The 16,864-nt window shown below is 61.6% G+C and carries 15 protein-coding genes and 1 pseudogene; 7 read left to right on the top strand and 9 right to left on the bottom strand.

Translation table 11 applies throughout. The annotated features are described in order from the left end of the window. Positions 1 to 243, top strand: a 243-nt coding sequence (locus GHK62_RS32270) for a tyrosine-type recombinase/integrase (RefSeq protein ID WP_153442980.1), incomplete at its 5' end; no start/stop codon positions are given. On the opposite strand, the gene GHK62_RS32265 is transcribed toward GHK62_RS32270, so the two are convergent. The 4 genes from GHK62_RS32265 to GHK62_RS32250 form a co-directional block, all read right to left on the bottom strand. Further along, the gene (locus GHK62_RS32265; RefSeq protein ID WP_184108487.1) at positions 232 to 591 is read right to left on the bottom strand and encodes a hypothetical protein; all 360 of its coding nucleotides are present in this window, start codon (positions 589 to 591) and stop codon (positions 232 to 234) included. The two genes, GHK62_RS32270 and GHK62_RS32265, sit on opposite strands and share 12 nt — an antisense overlap. Before the next feature lie 134 nt (positions 592 to 725). Then, a complete protein-coding gene (locus GHK62_RS32260) occupies positions 726 to 1,208 on the bottom strand; it encodes an RES family NAD+ phosphorylase (RefSeq protein ID WP_184108486.1) in 483 nt (160 codons plus the stop codon). Then, the gene (locus tag GHK62_RS32255; protein ID WP_380787174.1) at positions 1,205 to 1,612 is read right to left on the bottom strand and encodes an antitoxin Xre/MbcA/ParS toxin-binding domain-containing protein; all 408 of its coding nucleotides are present in this window, start codon (positions 1,610 to 1,612) and stop codon (positions 1,205 to 1,207) included. The genes GHK62_RS32260 and GHK62_RS32255 overlap by 4 nt, the downstream gene beginning before the upstream one ends. A 135-nt stretch (positions 1,613 to 1,747) precedes the next feature. Continuing rightward, positions 1,748 to 2,659, bottom strand: a complete 912-nt coding sequence (locus GHK62_RS32250) for a nucleotidyltransferase and HEPN domain-containing protein (RefSeq protein WP_153443090.1) — start codon at positions 2,657 to 2,659, stop codon at positions 1,748 to 1,750. Positions 2,660 to 3,857: 1,198 nt separating this feature from the next. On the opposite strand from GHK62_RS32250, the gene GHK62_RS32245 reads away from it, so the two are divergent. Continuing rightward, the gene (locus GHK62_RS32245; RefSeq protein ID WP_153443098.1) at positions 3,858 to 4,352 is read left to right on the top strand and encodes a potassium channel family protein; all 495 of its coding nucleotides are present in this window, start codon (positions 3,858 to 3,860) and stop codon (positions 4,350 to 4,352) included. A gap of 146 nt (positions 4,353 to 4,498) precedes the next feature. Here GHK62_RS32245 and cax read toward each other — a convergent pair. The 4 genes and pseudogenes from cax to GHK62_RS32225 all read right to left on the bottom strand — a co-directional run bounded on the left by cax (position 4,499) and on the right by GHK62_RS32225 (position 9,847). After that, positions 4,499 to 5,644: pseudogene (gene cax, locus GHK62_RS32240) on the bottom strand (calcium/proton exchanger). Positions 5,645 to 5,857: 213 nt separating this feature from the next. Continuing rightward, positions 5,858 to 7,123, bottom strand: a complete 1,266-nt coding sequence (locus tag GHK62_RS32235; RefSeq protein ID WP_153443096.1) for an alpha/beta hydrolase — start codon at positions 7,121 to 7,123, stop codon at positions 5,858 to 5,860. 343 nt (positions 7,124 to 7,466) lie between these two features. Then, positions 7,467 to 8,435 carry a DUF2950 domain-containing protein gene (locus GHK62_RS32230; RefSeq protein ID WP_153443088.1) on the bottom strand — a complete coding sequence of 323 codons (969 nt, stop codon included), beginning with the start codon at positions 8,433 to 8,435 and terminating at the stop codon, positions 7,467 to 7,469. 17 nt (positions 8,436 to 8,452) lie between these two features. Further along, positions 8,453 to 9,847: a DUF3300 domain-containing protein gene (locus GHK62_RS32225; RefSeq protein ID WP_153443086.1), complete on the bottom strand. Its 1,395-nt coding sequence runs from the start codon at positions 9,845 to 9,847 to the stop codon at positions 8,453 to 8,455. Positions 9,848 to 10,065: 218 nt separating this feature from the next. Here GHK62_RS32225 and GHK62_RS32220 point away from each other — a divergent pair, with 218 nt between their 5' ends. The 5 genes from GHK62_RS32220 to GHK62_RS32195 all read left to right on the top strand — a co-directional run bounded on the left by GHK62_RS32220 (position 10,066) and on the right by GHK62_RS32195 (position 15,077). Then, entirely contained in the window at positions 10,066 to 10,851 is a 786-nt protein-coding gene (locus GHK62_RS32220) for a pseudouridine synthase (RefSeq protein WP_327791005.1), read from the top strand. A 203-nt stretch (positions 10,852 to 11,054) separates the two neighbouring features. Continuing rightward, positions 11,055 to 12,032: a tripartite tricarboxylate transporter substrate-binding protein gene (locus GHK62_RS32215; protein WP_153443082.1), complete on the top strand. Its 978-nt coding sequence runs from the start codon at positions 11,055 to 11,057 to the stop codon at positions 12,030 to 12,032. Between the two features lie 335 nt (positions 12,033 to 12,367). Then, the gene (locus tag GHK62_RS32205; RefSeq protein WP_153443078.1) at positions 12,368 to 12,829 is read left to right on the top strand and encodes a tripartite tricarboxylate transporter TctB family protein; all 462 of its coding nucleotides are present in this window, start codon (positions 12,368 to 12,370) and stop codon (positions 12,827 to 12,829) included. Positions 12,830 to 12,838: 9 nt separating this feature from the next. Further along, complete coding sequence (locus tag GHK62_RS32200; protein ID WP_153443076.1) at positions 12,839 to 14,344, top strand: tripartite tricarboxylate transporter permease; 1,506 nt, start codon at positions 12,839 to 12,841, stop codon at positions 14,342 to 14,344. 232 nt (positions 14,345 to 14,576) lie between these two features. Then, positions 14,577 to 15,077: a hypothetical protein gene (locus tag GHK62_RS32195; protein WP_153443074.1), complete on the top strand. Its 501-nt coding sequence runs from the start codon at positions 14,577 to 14,579 to the stop codon at positions 15,075 to 15,077. A 45-nt stretch (positions 15,078 to 15,122) separates the two neighbouring features. Here the strand turns inward: GHK62_RS32195 and GHK62_RS32190 are convergent, their stop codons facing one another. After that, positions 15,123 to 16,265 carry an RHE_PE00001 family protein gene (locus GHK62_RS32190; RefSeq protein ID WP_153443071.1) on the bottom strand — a complete coding sequence of 381 codons (1,143 nt, stop codon included), beginning with the start codon at positions 16,263 to 16,265 and terminating at the stop codon, positions 15,123 to 15,125. Positions 16,266 to 16,864: the final 599 nt, after the last annotated feature.

Raw genomic sequence — 16,864 nt, 5'->3', positions numbered from 1 at the left:
CGGGCGCTGACGCCGCAGTCGGTCAACCTGATCCTGAAAAGTCGCTGCAAACAGGCCGGCCTCGATCCGGCACTATTTTCCGCCCATGGACTTCGGTCCGGCTATCTGACCGAGGCGGCCAACCGCGGTGTTTCCCTGCCGGAAGCGATGCAGCAGTCACTGCACAAATCGGTCACCCAAGCGGCGAGCTACTACAACAACGCGGAACGAAAGAATGGACGAGCGGCCCGGCTAATCGTCTAACCGTGACGACGTACCGAAGAGTGCATCGGCTCGCCTCTCAAACGGCTGCCATTCTTCCGGTTCCGCTTCCGCCTCCGATCTATCGTGCCGGTCAGCACCCGATGCTGCCCTGCCCCAGGCTTCAGCACGCTGCATCAGCGACGCCATCTCTCCCCTCAAGCGATGCGAGCGTTGCAGGTCGGCGGCGTGCTCGGCGTTCTGGCGGGGATCGTAGAATACGGCGATCGCCTCGCCGACTGCCTGTCGTGCCGCCTCCAATTGTCCTTTCAGGCTCTCCAGCTCGGCTTTGGCCGCAAAATACTGTTTCATCACCGCGACAAGTTCGCGGTCACTGGCGCTGATTTCCACGATCCCTCCTCCTTGGTTCCTCTTTGCGGGAACTGATCGATAAGAATGGCAAAATCGCGATAAAGTTCCTGCGGAAACGACAAAAGCAAAGTCGGTCACGCAGGCGGCGAGCTACTACAAGACGCACTGCGCAGTTACGGTCCGAAGAGGCGACGATCCCAGTAAACCGGCTGATAAAGGCTGATCCGAATTTCAGGGAACTCCGAATGAGCTGGATTTATCAAAATATTGCGGTCGAGCCGGGCGACAACACTGGGGACCAACAAGATTACGCTCGTCCTTTCGAGACACCATTGCTCGCCAAACCCCTTGCTCACTGTCGGCGGCATCGCGTCCCAGCCTGGGAGGCCCGGCGGCGAAAAGACCTCATAGGTCAAGCCGCGCGGCATTGTGATTTCCACGTAGTGCTGGGTTGGCGGCAATCGACCGCTGCCATGCACCAGCTTTTCGAGCACCGCCGTTGAGTAGTGCTCGCTGCTGTAAATGATCGGGCTTGCCGGCGTGTTCCAGCGCCCCGGGGCTATGGTTGAGCCGGTTGCGTCGAATATGGGATAGGTCCCTTTCGCGTCGCCTATTCGCCGTGCCGACAGCGTGCAATCAGGAATCTGGGCGCTCACGCAGCGCTGCCGTATTTCAGGCTTGCGAGGGTTTCCAGGACGAGTTTGGCGCCGATCTCGCTCTGAATGACCACAGCAATCGGACGTTTGTTCTCGAGCATGGGGTGGGGCCGAAACAGGAATTTACGGGCTTCCTCATCGCTTTGCCAAACATCCAGTGACAGATTCCACACCCTGGCGACACGCGCGACACGCATCCCTTCGTCCGGTGAGAGCCGAAGCGTCGCCTTTCGGCGTTCATAATAGGTCGCCTTCGGCGCCAAGTGATACTTGAAGTGGCTGTCATTTGGAGCCAGAAGGTGGACCACGCGCTCCAATGCCGCGACAGGCAACCCGCCCTCTCCGGAGATCGAATCGGCGGGAAGAAAAGCTTTAGTATGCCGTCCCGGCCGGACCGCTGCTATAACGAGCAGCGATCCGAAAGCTTTGGTGGCTGTAGCGCAATCGCGCTGTTTCTTCGTTGGATGGTGTGCTGTTTGGTCTCGCCTGACGCAGTTATGCTGTAATTCGGACAGGCCGGCAACCGGCCGCCGGACGGCTCAGTTGACGCCGCTTGTTTGCGCCAAGTCGGCCAAACGCTCCTTGCAGATCGCCTCCACCAGATGGTGAAGCCGTTCGGCTCGCTCAATGAGCCATGCAAGAGCTTCCTCGGTGATCTCGAAATGCTTGGAGTAACGCGCCTTCACATAAGCTTCGTTGAGTATGTTGTACCAGGCGGTGAAGCGATGCTGGTCACGCGGCCAGGCTTCGACGAGCTCGCGTTCCTTGTCCTCCGCCAATCCGCGAAGGAATTTCAAATTATGCGATGGTGGACTGTAATTGGTGAGAGTGAGAAGGAGCGTCGAATAAGCCGTTTCAATGGATTGATGCAGCTGGAACGCCGCTAATCGAAGATTTCCTTTTTCGACTAGGAATCTTGCCGTGTCCATAAAATCCTTTGCGTCGGAAAATCGCCTTTCAAAATGCTCTGTTCCGACCCGCAGGGCGTCGGCGGAGGTCAGCGGCTTCGGCTCGGCCAATGGCCGGTCGTCGAGCTCATAGAGCACAATGCCTTCGCGTAGGATGTCGACGAAGAAATACTGCCCGTCGGCCAGGAAGTTGTTCACCTCGCGGGCGCCATGGACGATCAGTCCAACCGGCGTCGAAACTGCCTTGTCCCACATCAGCCGGTCGGTCGCCTTGTCCCAGTATTGCGGTTCGGCAAGCTTCTTCGAATTGACAATCACGAGGATATCGTAGTCGGAGCGATAGCCTTTCATAGTATGCGGCTCGTCGACAAAGGTGCCGCGGGCATAGGAGCCGAACAGGATGATCTTCAGGATCCGACCGCGCTTCTTGAAGCCCGCTGAACTTCCTTCGAGCGCATCGGCGAACTCCTCGTGAATGATCTCCACGACCCGGGCAAGCTCGCGCTGTTTTTTCTCCGGCAGATGTTCGAGGCTCGTTCTCATGTCCAACCGATAGGACAAAGATGACTCGCCGTCTACTGCGGGAATTATGAGTGGCGGCCGCGCCGCGGGCGTCGCCGCGGAGCTCATTTTCTTGCTGAATGCGCGACCTTCCCTCCCGCCACCGGCGCACATGAACAGCGATGGAAGCATTCCTCCGCCGGACGCAAGCAGAATCCGGCCCGCTTCCGGTCGCCGATCACGAGCCACTGGTCAAACCGGGACGTGATCGCCAATCGCTACCGCGACGTGCGTATCGATACGGACGGGCTCGTTATCGACGAAGGTGATATCGTTACCGCGGCGGCATGATAACCTGGATCAATCTCGGCCTGAAGCTGGTCGGCCGGTCGCTCGGCACCGCTGTCATGCTTGCGAAAGCGCGCTTCATGCTGGTCGACCCCCGGCGCGCGCGAACAGAGCTACTACAGCGTCCTGGCCCCCCAAGCCCGACCACGTGGACCCGGGTCATTCTGAAGATCCGGCACCCGCAGCAGCACAAAGGCCGTCACGCTGCAGACGATGCCCGGTCGCGCCGGCCCTGGAGGAGAACACATATTCCTGCGGCGCTTCCCGGAGGCGACGGGGCTCAATCCAACGGAATATCGCCAAAGGTTGAGGATCGGAAGTCGCGAGAGCGTCTCGCCCAGGTATATCGCCTGCGCCTTCCGGTGGTCGACCGAACCCGCCACGCGGGGACGTGATCCTCATTCGGAAGACTCGGCGGCGCCGCAAAACGCATCTGGCGGTTATCCGGCGGTGTATTCGATGTGCGACCGCGCGTTAATACGGAAATTGCGAAGAGATGAGATAATGTAGAATTATACGAAAATATATTATTAATATAACTCCTCGTTCATCCGATAAACTGAAGAAGCCCCGATAAAAGATCGGAGCCTCTTCAGTTCAACGGAGATCATGGAGGCGACGCAATAAAGCACCGGCACCGCAATACGTCTTCAGAACATCGCCAAGGCAGGGGAACTACAAGGAAATGCTTGAAGGTGTGCCCGCGCAATTAGGAGATTACACAATTGCTCAGACAAGGCAATCAAAAATAAGCGATGACTAATAAGTCATACTAAAGTCGAATCCAAAGAGCGCCCGCCTGCCATTCACCATCGTCGGCACAGGACCGCATCATGCCGGCTGCCGCATGTTCACGGACAAGGCGACCTTTGATAGATTGACGCCGGCGGAGATGGTAACGCCCGGTTTGAATGCGCCCCGCCAGCCGTCGACACACCGAGGAGACGTGATAATTCGGCTTTCCATTGCCTGCGGCCTGATCGCGATAACAGTCGCCATCCAGGCATTATTCATGTCCGCCGGACTGCATGCCTTGCGCCGGATCGACGAGAGGCGGAAATTCTTTGCGTATCGCCACCCGACCGTGGTGACGGTTGCCTGGGTAATATACTTGATATTTCCCATTATAATCGATGTCTGCCTGTGGGCGGCGTTCTATTATGTCGCGGAAGCTTTACCGAGCTTCGAAGAAGCCTTTTACTTCTCGACCGTTACGTTCACCACGGTTGGATACGGCGATATTGTTCTTGGCAGGGATTGGCGCCAGATTGCGACGTTCGAGGCGGTCAATGGCTGGATCATCTTTGGCTGGGCGACGGCGCTCATGATGGCAGTGATCCAGCGCCTTTATTTTCGGGAGCCGGAACCTGGCCGCCACCGCGACTAGAGCGCGTCGCATTCAATTGGGGCCATGCGACGCGCTTTAGGTCTTTATTTTTCATGCAGCCGTTATCCGGAAACGCTGACACTTTCGGGCGACATGCAGTAGATCGGCGCTGGACCCACGGCATCGGCCCGCGGTTCCGCCTCCCATCACGACGCCACGGGTGGCAGGAGAAACAGCGTCATTCCGAATATGGCATAGGTCGCCAACGCCATGACACCCATGTACCAAGCCGCGCGTCCGCCGTTGGAAAGAAGGGTGGCGGCCATCGTCGCGACCAGCATCATCGCGACCGCGCCCGGCCAGAACTGCAGGGACATCGGTTCGGGACCGACGAAGTAGCTGACGAGCACCAGTACAGGGGCAACAAAAAGCGCGATCTGCGCGGCGCTGCCGAGCGCAATGCCAACGCTGAGATCGAGGCGATTGGCACGCGCCGCGGAGAAGGCCGTCGTCATCTCTGCGGCGCCGCCCACCAGGGCGACGATGATGAAGCCGACGAAGGCAGGCGTCATCCCCAGATGCTCTGCGGCGATCTGCACCGAATCGACGAAGATCTCGCTGACGAGAGCGACCAATAGCGTAACAGCAACCAGGACGACGATCGCTACGGAAAGCGGCCATGGTTTCTGCTCTTCGTCCTCATGACCGACGCTCGCAAAGAGCTCCCGGTGTGTCCTCAGCGAAAACAGCATGCCCATGCCGTAAACGGCGATCAGAAGTATCGCCAGTCCGAGGCTCAGCTTCTGGGAGAAGGCGGCGGCCGGAGCTCGATCCACTTCGCTGATCACAGAGGGAACCAGAATGGCAATCGTCGCCAGGAACAGCAGACAAGCCTGGAAGCGCGCGTTCACCCTGTTGAATTCCTGCAGGTGATGCTTGAAGCCGCCGAGGAGGAAGGCGCCGCCCAACATGAAGAGCGTGTTGGTGACGATCGCGCCAGCAAGGGAAGCCTTGACCAGCAGATATTGACCCGCCTGCAGGGCCGCGAGCGAAATCACGAGCTCGGTCAGGTTCCGAGAGTGGCGTTAAGCAGGCCTCCCACCGTATCGCCGGTTTTTCGCCGCCACCGCTTCGGTCGCGCGGCTCAACAGCGCGGCGAGTGGTATGATCGCTGCGACCGACAGGAAAAACAGCCACGTGTGCGCCTGTGGCGCCGTCTGCTCTAAAAAGATGACGACAGGCACGAACACGATGAGCGCCAGCAGAGGCGTTCGCCGAAGCTCCGCCAAGGCGGCCTTGCCGATTGCAGCGCCTGGCAGGCCCCCAGAGCTTCCGCCTTTCAAATTGCTCATCACATCGCCCTCCGGAGTCCGGGTGTGTCAGCCGCCGTTCGTCGCTTCGCACTACAGCGCTGCGCGGCCAAACGGACGCGCAAAGATTGCCGTAGAGCTTCGAATTCTGCATGGCGTCCTGGGCGCGCTTCGCCGTTCATTGACCAGTGGGGCGCTCTAACTCTTTGAAGGCGATCCCAAAGAAGATCGTTGCGCATCCCTCCTGGAACCGCGCTAATTGGTGGCCGCTCCGGCATGCGCGCCGCTTTCGAGCGTCTCGTCCAGATGCGGCCGCTTCTTGGGCGGCAGCGCTGGCTGCTCAAGCACTTTCACAGGCGCGCTGATCGTCGCGGCCGCGACCGTGCCGACATTCTTGGCGGTACCGGCAACGACGGCAGTGATGCTGTCGCCCAAGGTGACCTCGGAATCCGTCAGCGTCTGGCCATTGACAATGCGCTGGCCGATCAGTTGCACGATTTGCGGGCTTTCAGCGAACTTGCCATGGTGCAGACTATCCTCGGATTGAACCTTGGTGAGGTCGATCGCGGTGATGCCCGCCCTTTCGAGCTGCGTGCGGTAAGGTTCGGCCGTCGGATCGATCGCGCCGAGCCGCGAGATGTCGCCCGATATGAAGCTCGATACAGCGAGCGCCCGGTCATCCTGCGACACGAAGATCGTGAACTTCGGCCGCCGCTCACCCAGTTCCACGAACTGCTTGGCGAAGACATCGAGATCGATGTCGGGCGATGCGAGGATCACGTTCTTGATCTTGGGCGCGATGCCGCCGTCGCGAATGCCCATCTGCCTGAGCGACTCCATCGTCAGCCAAGTCCCCATCGAATGGGCGAGAATGGTGACTTCGTTGACATCCGGGGCGTTCGCCAAGGAGCGCAGAGCATCCTCCAGGGCCGTTCTCGAATAGTTGGTGCTTTCCTTGTCGTAGTTGTAGTCGAACACACGGGCGCGCGACGGCCAGGTGAACAGCATCGGCGTCGCCTCAGCGCCGGAATCATGCACGATCTGCGCCAGCCGGAAGACAGAATCCTCGTAGGTATTGTTAAAACCGTGTACGAACAGGAGGATGTTCCCATCGACAGTATGCTCGCGGAACCACGCGCGCGCTTCTTCGCGCGATGGCAGTTCGCGCACACGCGTCACGGCGAAATCGGTTTCCGGATTGGGAGGCAGGCGGCGCGGCCATTGCACGGTGCCAGGCTTGCGTTTCGAATCCGGCGGGATCGACACCGCGACGTCCGTCAGGGAAAGTGCTGCGTTCCGTTCGCCGGAAAAGAGGGTCGCAGGATTCCCGGAAGGCTGTCGCGTCGTCGCGACGAGCATATCGACTTGCGATGTCTTGGCCGGCGCCGTCAGCGCGACAGGCGTCATCACGCCTTTTGGATGACCTCCGCATCCGACCAGTACGGCAACCGCCACAAGCGCGCTGCTGGCCGCGCGCCCAATCTTTCCAAGGCTGCGGCGACGCGCGCGGAGACCCCTCATTTGAGGCATCGGTATTCCCCTCTGACACCGCTACCAGACCCCGCGCCAGTTGACCGCGGCCGCGCAACGAATTGATGACGTCCCACGATATATCCGCACTTCAGCGTGTTGCGGAAGCCGGAATCGACTTTCCGCGCAGAACGAATTCTTCCTGACAAGGCGCAAATCACCCGATCGGATCGTTGGATACGGCAGAACCGCCGCCGTTTCGTTGCCGTCGCTCGCCGTTTCGCCAGCTCTTGGCTCTCTACACCACAGCAGGAAAATTCCCCACGCGCAGGCTGCTGCCGCAGCGCCGGCAGGCAGCCCGCCCGAACGATCGATATATTTTGCCGTCATAAAGTCAGTCGGCAACCACGGTCCATTTGTCGTCCGGATCGAAGCGGTCGATGAAGGGTACGATCGCTCCCGTGCTTGGGCCCAGGTCCCGCTCGTAGACGATGCCCTGCTGGTTGACGAGGAAAGTCTTGACGCCGGTCTCGGCATAGGTGACCGGCCAAGCGATCAGACCGAAGCCAGCGATCATGTTGCCGTTGATGGTGTAGTCGTATTTGCCGCCAGCGATGTTGTCGCCCTGTGACGTCAGGATGCGGAAGCGATAGCCGAAATAGCCCTCGCCGGCCTTCGCCTTTTCGAGCGCCGCTTCGCTGATCGCGTCGCCAACCGGGCTTGTCTCCTCGCCCTGATCGGCCGGCCAGTAGAGGCCGTCGGTCTGGCCCGGGCTGCTGATGAGCTTCTGGGCATATTCGAGCACGCCGTCGGCGTCGCGGTCCTGTGCGGCATAGTCCTTCTGCGCCTCGACATAGGCGCGCACCGTCTCGATCGCCTCGAGCTCGTTCTCGCCGACGCGACGGTTGACGATCTCCTCCAGCCCGACATAGGTGTCGAACGCCCATTTTCCGTCCTCGCCCTTGGTGAGCGGGAACGGCAGTGGCCAGAGGCGATCGCCGATTTCGAGAACCTTGCGTCCTTCGAGATCGCGAACGACGACATTGCGGGCCGCCCCCTCGCGAATGAGCGCGAAGGTTTCCATGATCCCTTCGCCCGTCCTGAGCTTGGCCGCATCGAGGCCCAGCAGCTTCGCCAGGCCAACGAAATCATTCGCGGCGAGCGTCGATTTGAAGGCCTCCACCGCCTTCAGCGGATCGTCGAACGCCGGCGGGTCTTCGGCCGCGGCATAGTCGTCGATGATGCCTGCCGGTTGCTGCGCCTGGTCCGGCTGCTCGGCCTGCGCGAGGGCGACGTCGATGGCCAGAATGCTGGCAAGCGAGAGCGCCGATCCGAGGAGAAGGGTGTGCAAAAGCTTGGTCATGGCCGTTCTCCTCCTTGTCAGCGCCTGCGTCCACCACCGCCGCGGCCTCCGCCGCCACGGGCCATCGGCGGCCTGCCGCCACCGCGGCTCATCTGGGGCCGTCCGCCGCCGCGCTGACCGCCGCCCATGCTGTGACCGCCACGCCGCGACGAGGCGACCTCGCGCCGGCCCGAATTGACGTTGCCGAGGCCGGGTGGCTTCTTCGGCCGGTTCTGCGCCTTCGAAGCCATCTTCTTCTTGCCGGCTGGCCGGTTGGCAGAGGGCTTGCTGCCGCCCTTCGGCCGGTTGACGCGTGGCTTGCCGCCGTCGGCTCTCGCCTTTGCCGCCGCCTGCCCGCCACCGGGCCGCGCCGCGGTATCCCGTCTCGGTTGGGCCTTCAGCCCTTCGAGCGTGCTCTTACGCACATCCGTGAGCTGGCCGCCACCGCCGCCCGGTCGCGCCTGCGGCCGGTCGCGATTGATCTCGGCGGCGCGGTTGCGCAGGTTGTTGTTGCCGTTGGCCTTGATGTTGTTCTTGAGGTTGGTGCGATCGAACTTGTTGAGCTGGTCGCGGTCGAAACTGATCTTGCTACGGTCGACATTCTTCCAGTCGATGTCGTTCCAGTTGACCTTGCCGTCGAAGTCGATGTTGTTGAAACACTTGTTGCAGTCAACGTTAATGTCGCCGTCCCAGCGGCCACCCCATACACCCCAATCGTCCCAGTCGACGATGGCGGCGAAGGCCGCGCCAGTGACGGCACCAGCAAAGAAGGCCGCCCCGGGATACCAATAGGCAGGATAGGGGTCTTCATAATAGCTGATCGGCGCCGGTGCATAATCTGGCACATAAAGCATCTCCGGCGGATACTGCGGCACGTAGATCGTTTCCGGATTTGCCGACTGGATGATGATGTTGTCACCTTCCTCGACCACCTTGACCTTGTCATCCGTCTTGATGATGTCCTTGGCCACCGCCTCATCGCGCAACTGCTGGATAGCGATCAGCACATCCTTCTGCTGATTGGCGATCGCCTCGCCGAAGGATTGCGTCCAGTCGAGGTCTTCGCTCATCATCTTGACGACCTCAGGATAGTTGAGCAGCGAGATGACGCTGCCGTCCCAGTCTTCTTTCGGCTTCAGGTCAGGTTTTTTCTCGCGGGCCTCCAGAAACCGTTCGGCCTCGACGATCTGCAAAGGATAGAGCGAAGCAGCGGAAATCAGCGCCACCAACTCGTCCGGATAGAGCGCGATGCGGGCAACCAGCACCTCAAGCTCGTCGTCCGTCAGCGGTTCGGGCACGGTCTCCGTCGGCGCTGCAGGAGCAGCCGCCGTCTGCTGGGCAAAAGCTTTCGTTGGAAGAAGGACGCCGCCGCCGATGTGCAGCAGCGAGATTGCCGCAAGAGCGGTCGCCCCCTGCAGGATTGACTTGATCATGACAACGCCTCCCAAAATCGCCCGTCGGAGAACGTGTCGCTTTCTCGACGCGAAGCGGTTGCCGTTCCAGGACGAGCCCTGTCGTACAAGTCGCAAGCGAGACTATCACTCTTGATCCTTGCATCAAAGCCATAGCAATCAATGGTTTTCAACTCTGGCCGAGCGGCGCCGATTGTGCCAGATGGACCATGGTCCAACACCCTTGGAGACTGGGAGCCGTGAAACAGCCGCGCCGATCACCGAAGAGACAGGGCGAAACGAAAGCAGAGGCCGGCAAGCGCGTGACGCTCGCGCGTGCGCTCTCCAAACTCGGCTATTGCTCCCGCACGCAGGCCGAAAAGCTGATCGCCGACGGCCGCGTCAGCGTCGGCGGTCGAACGACGACGGATCTTTCGCGCTGGGTCGATATCGACGCCGACAGGATTGCCGTCGACGGCGTCACAATCGCGGCGGAAGCAAAGACCTACCTGATGCTGAACAAGCCGCGCGGGCTTGTCACCACGCGTGACGACCCGGAGGGGCGGCCGACAGTCTATTCTTGCCTCGGTGACGCGGACGCGCGGTTTCTCTCGCCGGTCGGCCGGCTCGACAAGGCGAGCGAGGGACTGCTGCTCTTCACCAACGACACCGTGCTGGCGCAGCGCCTGCTCGATCCGGAAACGCATCTCGGCAAGGTCTACCATGTGCAGGTGAACGGCATCTTCGGCGACGACGCGCTTGCCGGGATGATTGAGGGGGTCGTGGAAGGCGGCGAACGGCTGCAGGCCACGAACGTCCAGAAGCTGAGAAGCGGCGACCGCAACAGCTGGATCGAGGTCGAGTTGCAGGAGGGACGCAACCGGCAGATCCGCCGCATGCTGGACGTGCTCGGCTTCGAGTGCCTGCGGCTCGTGCGCGTCTCAATCGGCGAGATAACGCTCGGCGACCTGGCGAAAGGTGAGGTCCGGCCTCTGACTGAGGCCGAGATCCGATACCTGCGGCAGCGCACCGGCCTTGAGGTTTGAGCAATACGATGGGTGGAAATCCACCCATCGTCCGGCCCTTTTGTTTCCAAATCCACCCATATCACGCGCATCAAGCGCGGAAATCGGCAAAGTGACCGCCAGCGGCGGTTGTCTGTGCTAAAATCCCGTCTGCAAATAGGCGATCCAGTACCGGCACGGGAGGAACCATGCCGGCTGGCCCAAAATTTCATCGGGAGGAAAAGATGAAAATTCTGCAAGCGCTTCTGGGCGCTGTCGCCGCCGTTTCCCTTTTTGCCGCTTCGGCCAGCGCCCAAAACTATCCGGAGCGTTCGATCACGATGGTCGTGCCGTTCTCGGCCGGTGGCCCGACCGACACGGTCGCCCGTCTCGTCGCCGAGTCGATGTCCAAGGATCTCGGCCAGCAGATCATCGTCGAGAACGTCGGCGGGGCGGGCGGCACGCTTGGCGCGGGCCGCGTCGCCCAGGCGGATCCCGACGGCTATACGGTGCTGCTCCACCATATCGGCATGGCGACCAGCGCCACACTCTATCGCAAGCTCGCCTACGACACGCTGAATGCCTTCGAATATGTCGGCCTCGTCACCGAAGTTCCAATGACGATCGTCGCCCGCAAGGACTTCGAACCGAGCGATCTCAAGGGGCTGATCGACTACGTCAAGGCCAACAAGGACACGGTGACGGTCGCCAATGCCGGCATCGGCGCCGCCTCGCATCTCTGCGGTATGATGTTCATGAGCGCGATCGATACCCAGCTCACGACCGTGCCGTACAAGGGCACCGGCCCGGCGATGACCGATCTGCTCGGCGGCCAGGTCGACATCATGTGCGACCAGACGACCAATACCACGAAGCAGATCCAGGGCGGCACGATCAAGGCCTACGCGGTCACTTCGCCTGCCCGTCTGAAGATCTTCCCCGATCTGCCGACGGCGCAAGAAGCCGGTCTTTCCGGTTTCCAGGTCGGCATCTGGCACGGCATCTATGCGCCGAAGGGTACGCCTGCCGAGGTGACCGAGCGCCTGTCGAAGTCGCTGCAGCTGGCGCTCAAGGATGAGAACGTCGTTGCCCGCTTTGCCGAGCTCGGCACGGAACCGTCGAGCGAGGCGGACGCGACGCCGGCAGCACTAAAGGCCAAGCTCGAAAGCGAGATCGCCCGCTGGAAGCCCGTGATCGAAGCAGCCGGTCAGTACGCCGACTGATCGCGCAATGGAACCCGCCGCCGCCATCCCCTGTCGCGAGACAGAACGGCGGCGGCAACCTGTCTTCGTTCGGTGATGGACGCATCCTTTCTCAACCCGCGTCGGCGCCGACACGGAACGTTGACAGCTGTCAACTCGTTGAAGGTCCTGCGCCCCTTGCCCTGACAACAAGACGCGAGCACATTCGTCTAGGCGCGGCGTCCTATCGGGTGCGCAAGGGACGCTGTAGCACTTTGAATTGCTGCATGTTTTTTTCCTTATATCGGCTAGGATTGAAGGAAACATGCCGAAGAAGGGAGCGCGGCTCAACGGCTCCCGAACAAAATGGGGACACGATGAAATCCATCTCCTTCGATACGACCAATGCCCTTTGCGGCGGTATCCTGACGGCCGTCGGGCTGTTCTTCGCCTGGCAGTCGCTTCGCCTCGATCTCGGCACCGCCTTCCGCATGGGTCCCGGCTACTTCCCGCTTCTTCTTGCCGGCGTATTGACGCTGCTCGGCGTCGTCATCCTCGTACAGTCGACCCGCGTGCAAGGCGAACCGATGGGGGCGATCGCCGTGCGCGGCATGTTCCTCATCCTGCCGGCACCGATCTTCTTCGGACTGACGGTGCGAGGGCTTGGCTTCGCGCCGGCAATCTTCTTCACGGCGCTCATCGCCTGCTTTGCCTCGCATCGCATGAAGCCTCATTGGGCGATCGCCATCTCGCTGGTGCTGGCCGTCTTCTCGGTCGCGGTGTTCAGTTATGGGCTCAAACTGCCCTTCGAACGCTTCGGCCCCTGGGTCCGGTTCTAGGAGGCGGTGATGGATCTTTTCAGCAATCTAGCCCTCGGCTTTACCACCGCCGCCTCGCCGGCCAACCTCCTTTTCTGCCTGATCGGCGTTATGCTCGGCACGCTGATCGGCGTGCTGCCCGGCATCGGCGCCACGGCAACGATCGCCATGCTGCTCCCGATCACCTTCCAGCTCGAGCCGGTCTCTTCGCTGATCATGCTCGCCGGCATCTACTACGGCGCGCAGTACGGCGGTTCGACCACGGCCATCCTGATCAACATGCCGGGCGAATCCTCCTCCGCGGTCACCGCGATCGACGGCTACCAGATGGCGCGCAACGGCCGCGCCGGTGCGGCGCTCGCAATTGCCGCGCTCGGCTCGTTCTTCGCCGGGACCGTTTCGACCTTTCTCGTTGCAATCTTCGCGCCGCCACTCACCGAAATCGCGCTGGAGTTTGGCGCGGCCGAATATTTCTCGCTGATGATCGTCGGCCTCGTCTCCTCGGTCGCACTGGCGCACGGCTCGATCGTCAAGGCGCTGGCAATGGTCGCGCTCGGGCTTCTGCTCGGCCTCGTCGGTACCGACATCTACACCGGCACGCCGCGCTTCACCCTCGGCATCCGCGAATATGCCGACGGGCTCAATTTCGTGGCGCTCGCCGTCGGCGTCTTCGGCATTGCCGAAATCCTGCGAAACCTCGAAAACGAGAAGACCCGCGAAGTGCTGATGGCGAAGGTCAGCGACCTGATGCCGACGCGCGACGATTTCAAGCGGATGTTCGCTCCCGTGGTGCGCGGCACCGTGATCGGCTCGGCGCTCGGCATCCTGCCGGGCGGCGGTGCGATCCTCGCGGCCTTTGCTTCCTACACGGTTGAAAAACGCATCTCGGATCGGCCCGAGGAATTCGGCCGCGGCGCCATCGCCGGTGTCGCGGGCCCGGAAAGCGCCAACAATGCCGGCGCGCAGACCTCGTTCATCCCTCTGCTCACCCTCGGCATCCCGGCAAACCCGGTGATGGCGCTGATGATCGGTGCGATGATCATCCAGGGCATCGTCCCCGGTCCGAACGTGGCGGTCGAACAGCCGGCGCTCTTCTGGGGCATCATCGCCTCGATGTGGATCGGCAACCTGATGCTGGTGGTCTTAAACCTGCCGCTGATCGGGCTCTGGGTGAAGCTCCTGAAGATCCCTTATTTCGTGCTGTTTCCGATCATCATGGCCTTCTGCTCGATCGGGGTCTACAGCGTCAATTCCAACGTCTACGATCTTTACGCGGTCGCCTTCTTCGGCCTCGTCGGCTACCTGCTCCTGAAGCTGCGCTGCGAGCCGGCGCCGCTCCTGCTCGGCTTCGTGCTCGGGCCGCTGCTCGAAGAGAACCTCAGGCGCGCCATGATCCTGTCGCGCGGCGACCCGGCGACCTTCGTCACCCGTCCGATCAGCGCCGTCCTGCTGCTGATCGCAGCGATCGTGCTCGTCGTCGTCTTCCTGCCGGCCGTCAAGGCCAAGCGCGAGGAGGTCTTCGTCGAGGAGGATTGAGCGCGCCAAATGCCGCCGTCAGCCCCTTCACGGTTGACAGCGGCGCCCAAAAGGAACCTCATTGAGGTCGGGGACCGACGAGCAATCGGCGTGTGCCCCGACTTCACCGATCCCGATCCCACTGCATGTTCCTTGGATCGGGGCCGATTTGCGGACAAGACACGCAGCAATTCAAAGTACTACAGCGACTTTTGTGCGGCTGAAAAGACGCACGGCTACAGGAGGAGGTTCCATGATCCAGCGTCTGCTGGCCGCAGGCAGCCTGCTTTTTGCCGTTGGAGCAGCGCAGGCCGACGAGACGGCGTTTCTCGGATCACTCGAAGGACAGTGGACCGGCAGCGGCATGGTGAAACTCCGGATCAACCGGTCGCCGATGAACGTGTCCTGCGTCTTCAATTCCGAGGCCAGCGGTCAGGCCCTGTCGATGAAGGGAACCTGTCGCAGCCTGATTGTCGTGTCACGCGCCGTTGGCGCCGACTTGAAGGTCAATGGGGCAAGCTACAGCGGCACCTATGTCGGGCCGAGCGGCAGACGGGCCGGCTTGACCGGAAGCCGAAGCGGCAATGCGATCAACCTCACGATCCGCTGGCCGAGGCTGGTAAACGGCGACCGCAGCGCAAACCTGACCGTGCAGAAGGTCGGACAGAACGGCATGAGACTCGTGACGACTGATGTCGACCCGAGCTCCGGCGACAGCGTCGTCACCAGCGACATCAACCTGCGCCGGCAATGAACGTCGCCGAACGCAAAGCGCTGACTCATTGCAGAATAATGCAGGCTAAAGCACGCCCCAGCCGCGATACCGTCCCCTGCCCGTCATCTCGCGCACGCCGAGTTCGCGGACCAGATTGAGGGCGCTACGCGGCGTGACACCGACATGGCGGGCGATCAGCGCCGTCGAGACGATCGGCCTCGACAGAACGAGATCGATCAACCCAGGGAGATTGCTGCTCGACCGGCGGTCCCTGACCCGCATCTCCATCTGCGTTTTTGCCAGAGAAAGGCGATCGAGTTCCTTCAAGCCGAGATCGGCCGTCACCGACATCGCCTCAAGAAATGCAAGGAGCCGCGTCAGCCTGTCCTTTGACCGGCGGCGTTCGTGGCGGATGGTCTTCAGGCCGGTGTTGAACGCCAGCACGTGCGAGGACACTTTTCCGCGAAAACGCAGGTAGGCTCCGACGAGCAGCGAGCCGAGCCAGTGCTGGCGCCTCAGCGGCTCGATGTGGTCCCAGGCGTCGAAGAGAATTGCCGCCCCGAGAGAAGCTGGCAACTGATCGGCCGTCGAAAGCACGGCACGCCAGGCATCGAGTCGCCGCTCTTCGTCCCAATCCTCTTCGAACAGCAATCCGAGCTGGCCCAAGGGTTCCGCGCTCGCCTTCGCGGCTGCCGACGCCGCCGGCTCCATATCGGCGATGCCGCTCGCGTGAATATCGAGCAAGCGTCGTGAGCGCGCCATTGCCGCATCGAGTTCGGCAAATTCGGCGGCGAGCGGATTCTCATCCATTTCGTCTTCCCTGTCCGAAAGCCCGATATCCCGATGACCTTCGACGGGGCGATCGTTGTGCTCGGTAACCCCACCCTCGCCTCTCAGCGCGTTCAGTCCGGCGCTCGTCAGCGCCCAGTCCCGATCGGCAAGATCCAGCCGGCGGCGGGCGCGCAGCACCGCATGGGCGATCGTCAACTCATGGGAGGGTGCGCGCGCATCCATATGTGCATCGTGCAGCACGAGGTCTTCGACATGCACCAGTTCACCGGCGACCCAGAGCGCCGCGGCCGCATCGAAGAACTGCCCACGCTCGCGAAACCCCTCCGAAACCGGGTGCCGACCAGCCCGCTCGTCGAGACGCGCAAGGCTGTCTTCCGCCGCAATCAGGGCCGGCAGCAGTGTTGGATGAAGCGGATCCGGGGTCTCGTATGTCATTTTAAAGACGAAGCGTTATCGACGAAACGGAAGGTAACACGCGATATCTTTCCGTCACAGGCTTCCCGGCCTTTCTCCCCTGCTAATATCCGCGTCGACCCTGGGTCGTTCGAAAAGGTGACCCCGGCGCCGGCCCACGCGCGTATTGCGCCGCAGCCTCGACTTCGACGCGCTCGGACGAGTTGACAGCTGTCAACACGCACCGCGGTCGGGCGACATTCTTTTAGTCGCGACGGCGTCGGATCGGCGGCCGCAGCCGTCAAGAAGCTGCGAGACGATCGTGCGGGCGCGCCGTTGACAGCTGTCAACTGACATCGATATGAAGTCGGCCACGATCGAAATGCCGGCTGCATTCCTCGGAGAAGACGGGCCGGAGGGTCAGGAATGACGGGTAGCTTGCGACGTCGCTGCGGTTCTCATTCGAGGCCGAGCGTCATGCAGGCATGGGTCAATCGGCGTTTCGTGACCGTGCCTTACTGAATGCGCGAGAGCGCAGCAGCAGGATGGAAAGTCGAAAGCAATTCCCCGACGTCGAAGTTACAGGCCGCACCTTTGAGACCGATGGACAGGTAGGCTGTTGCGGAAAGAGCTGTCGGCAA

The organism is Sinorhizobium terangae, from assembly GCF_009601505.1.
Lineage (GTDB): Bacteria > Pseudomonadota > Alphaproteobacteria > Rhizobiales > Rhizobiaceae > Sinorhizobium > Sinorhizobium terangae.
Note: the sequence above shows the minus strand (reverse complement) of the source record. Positions and strands in the feature narration are given on the sequence as shown.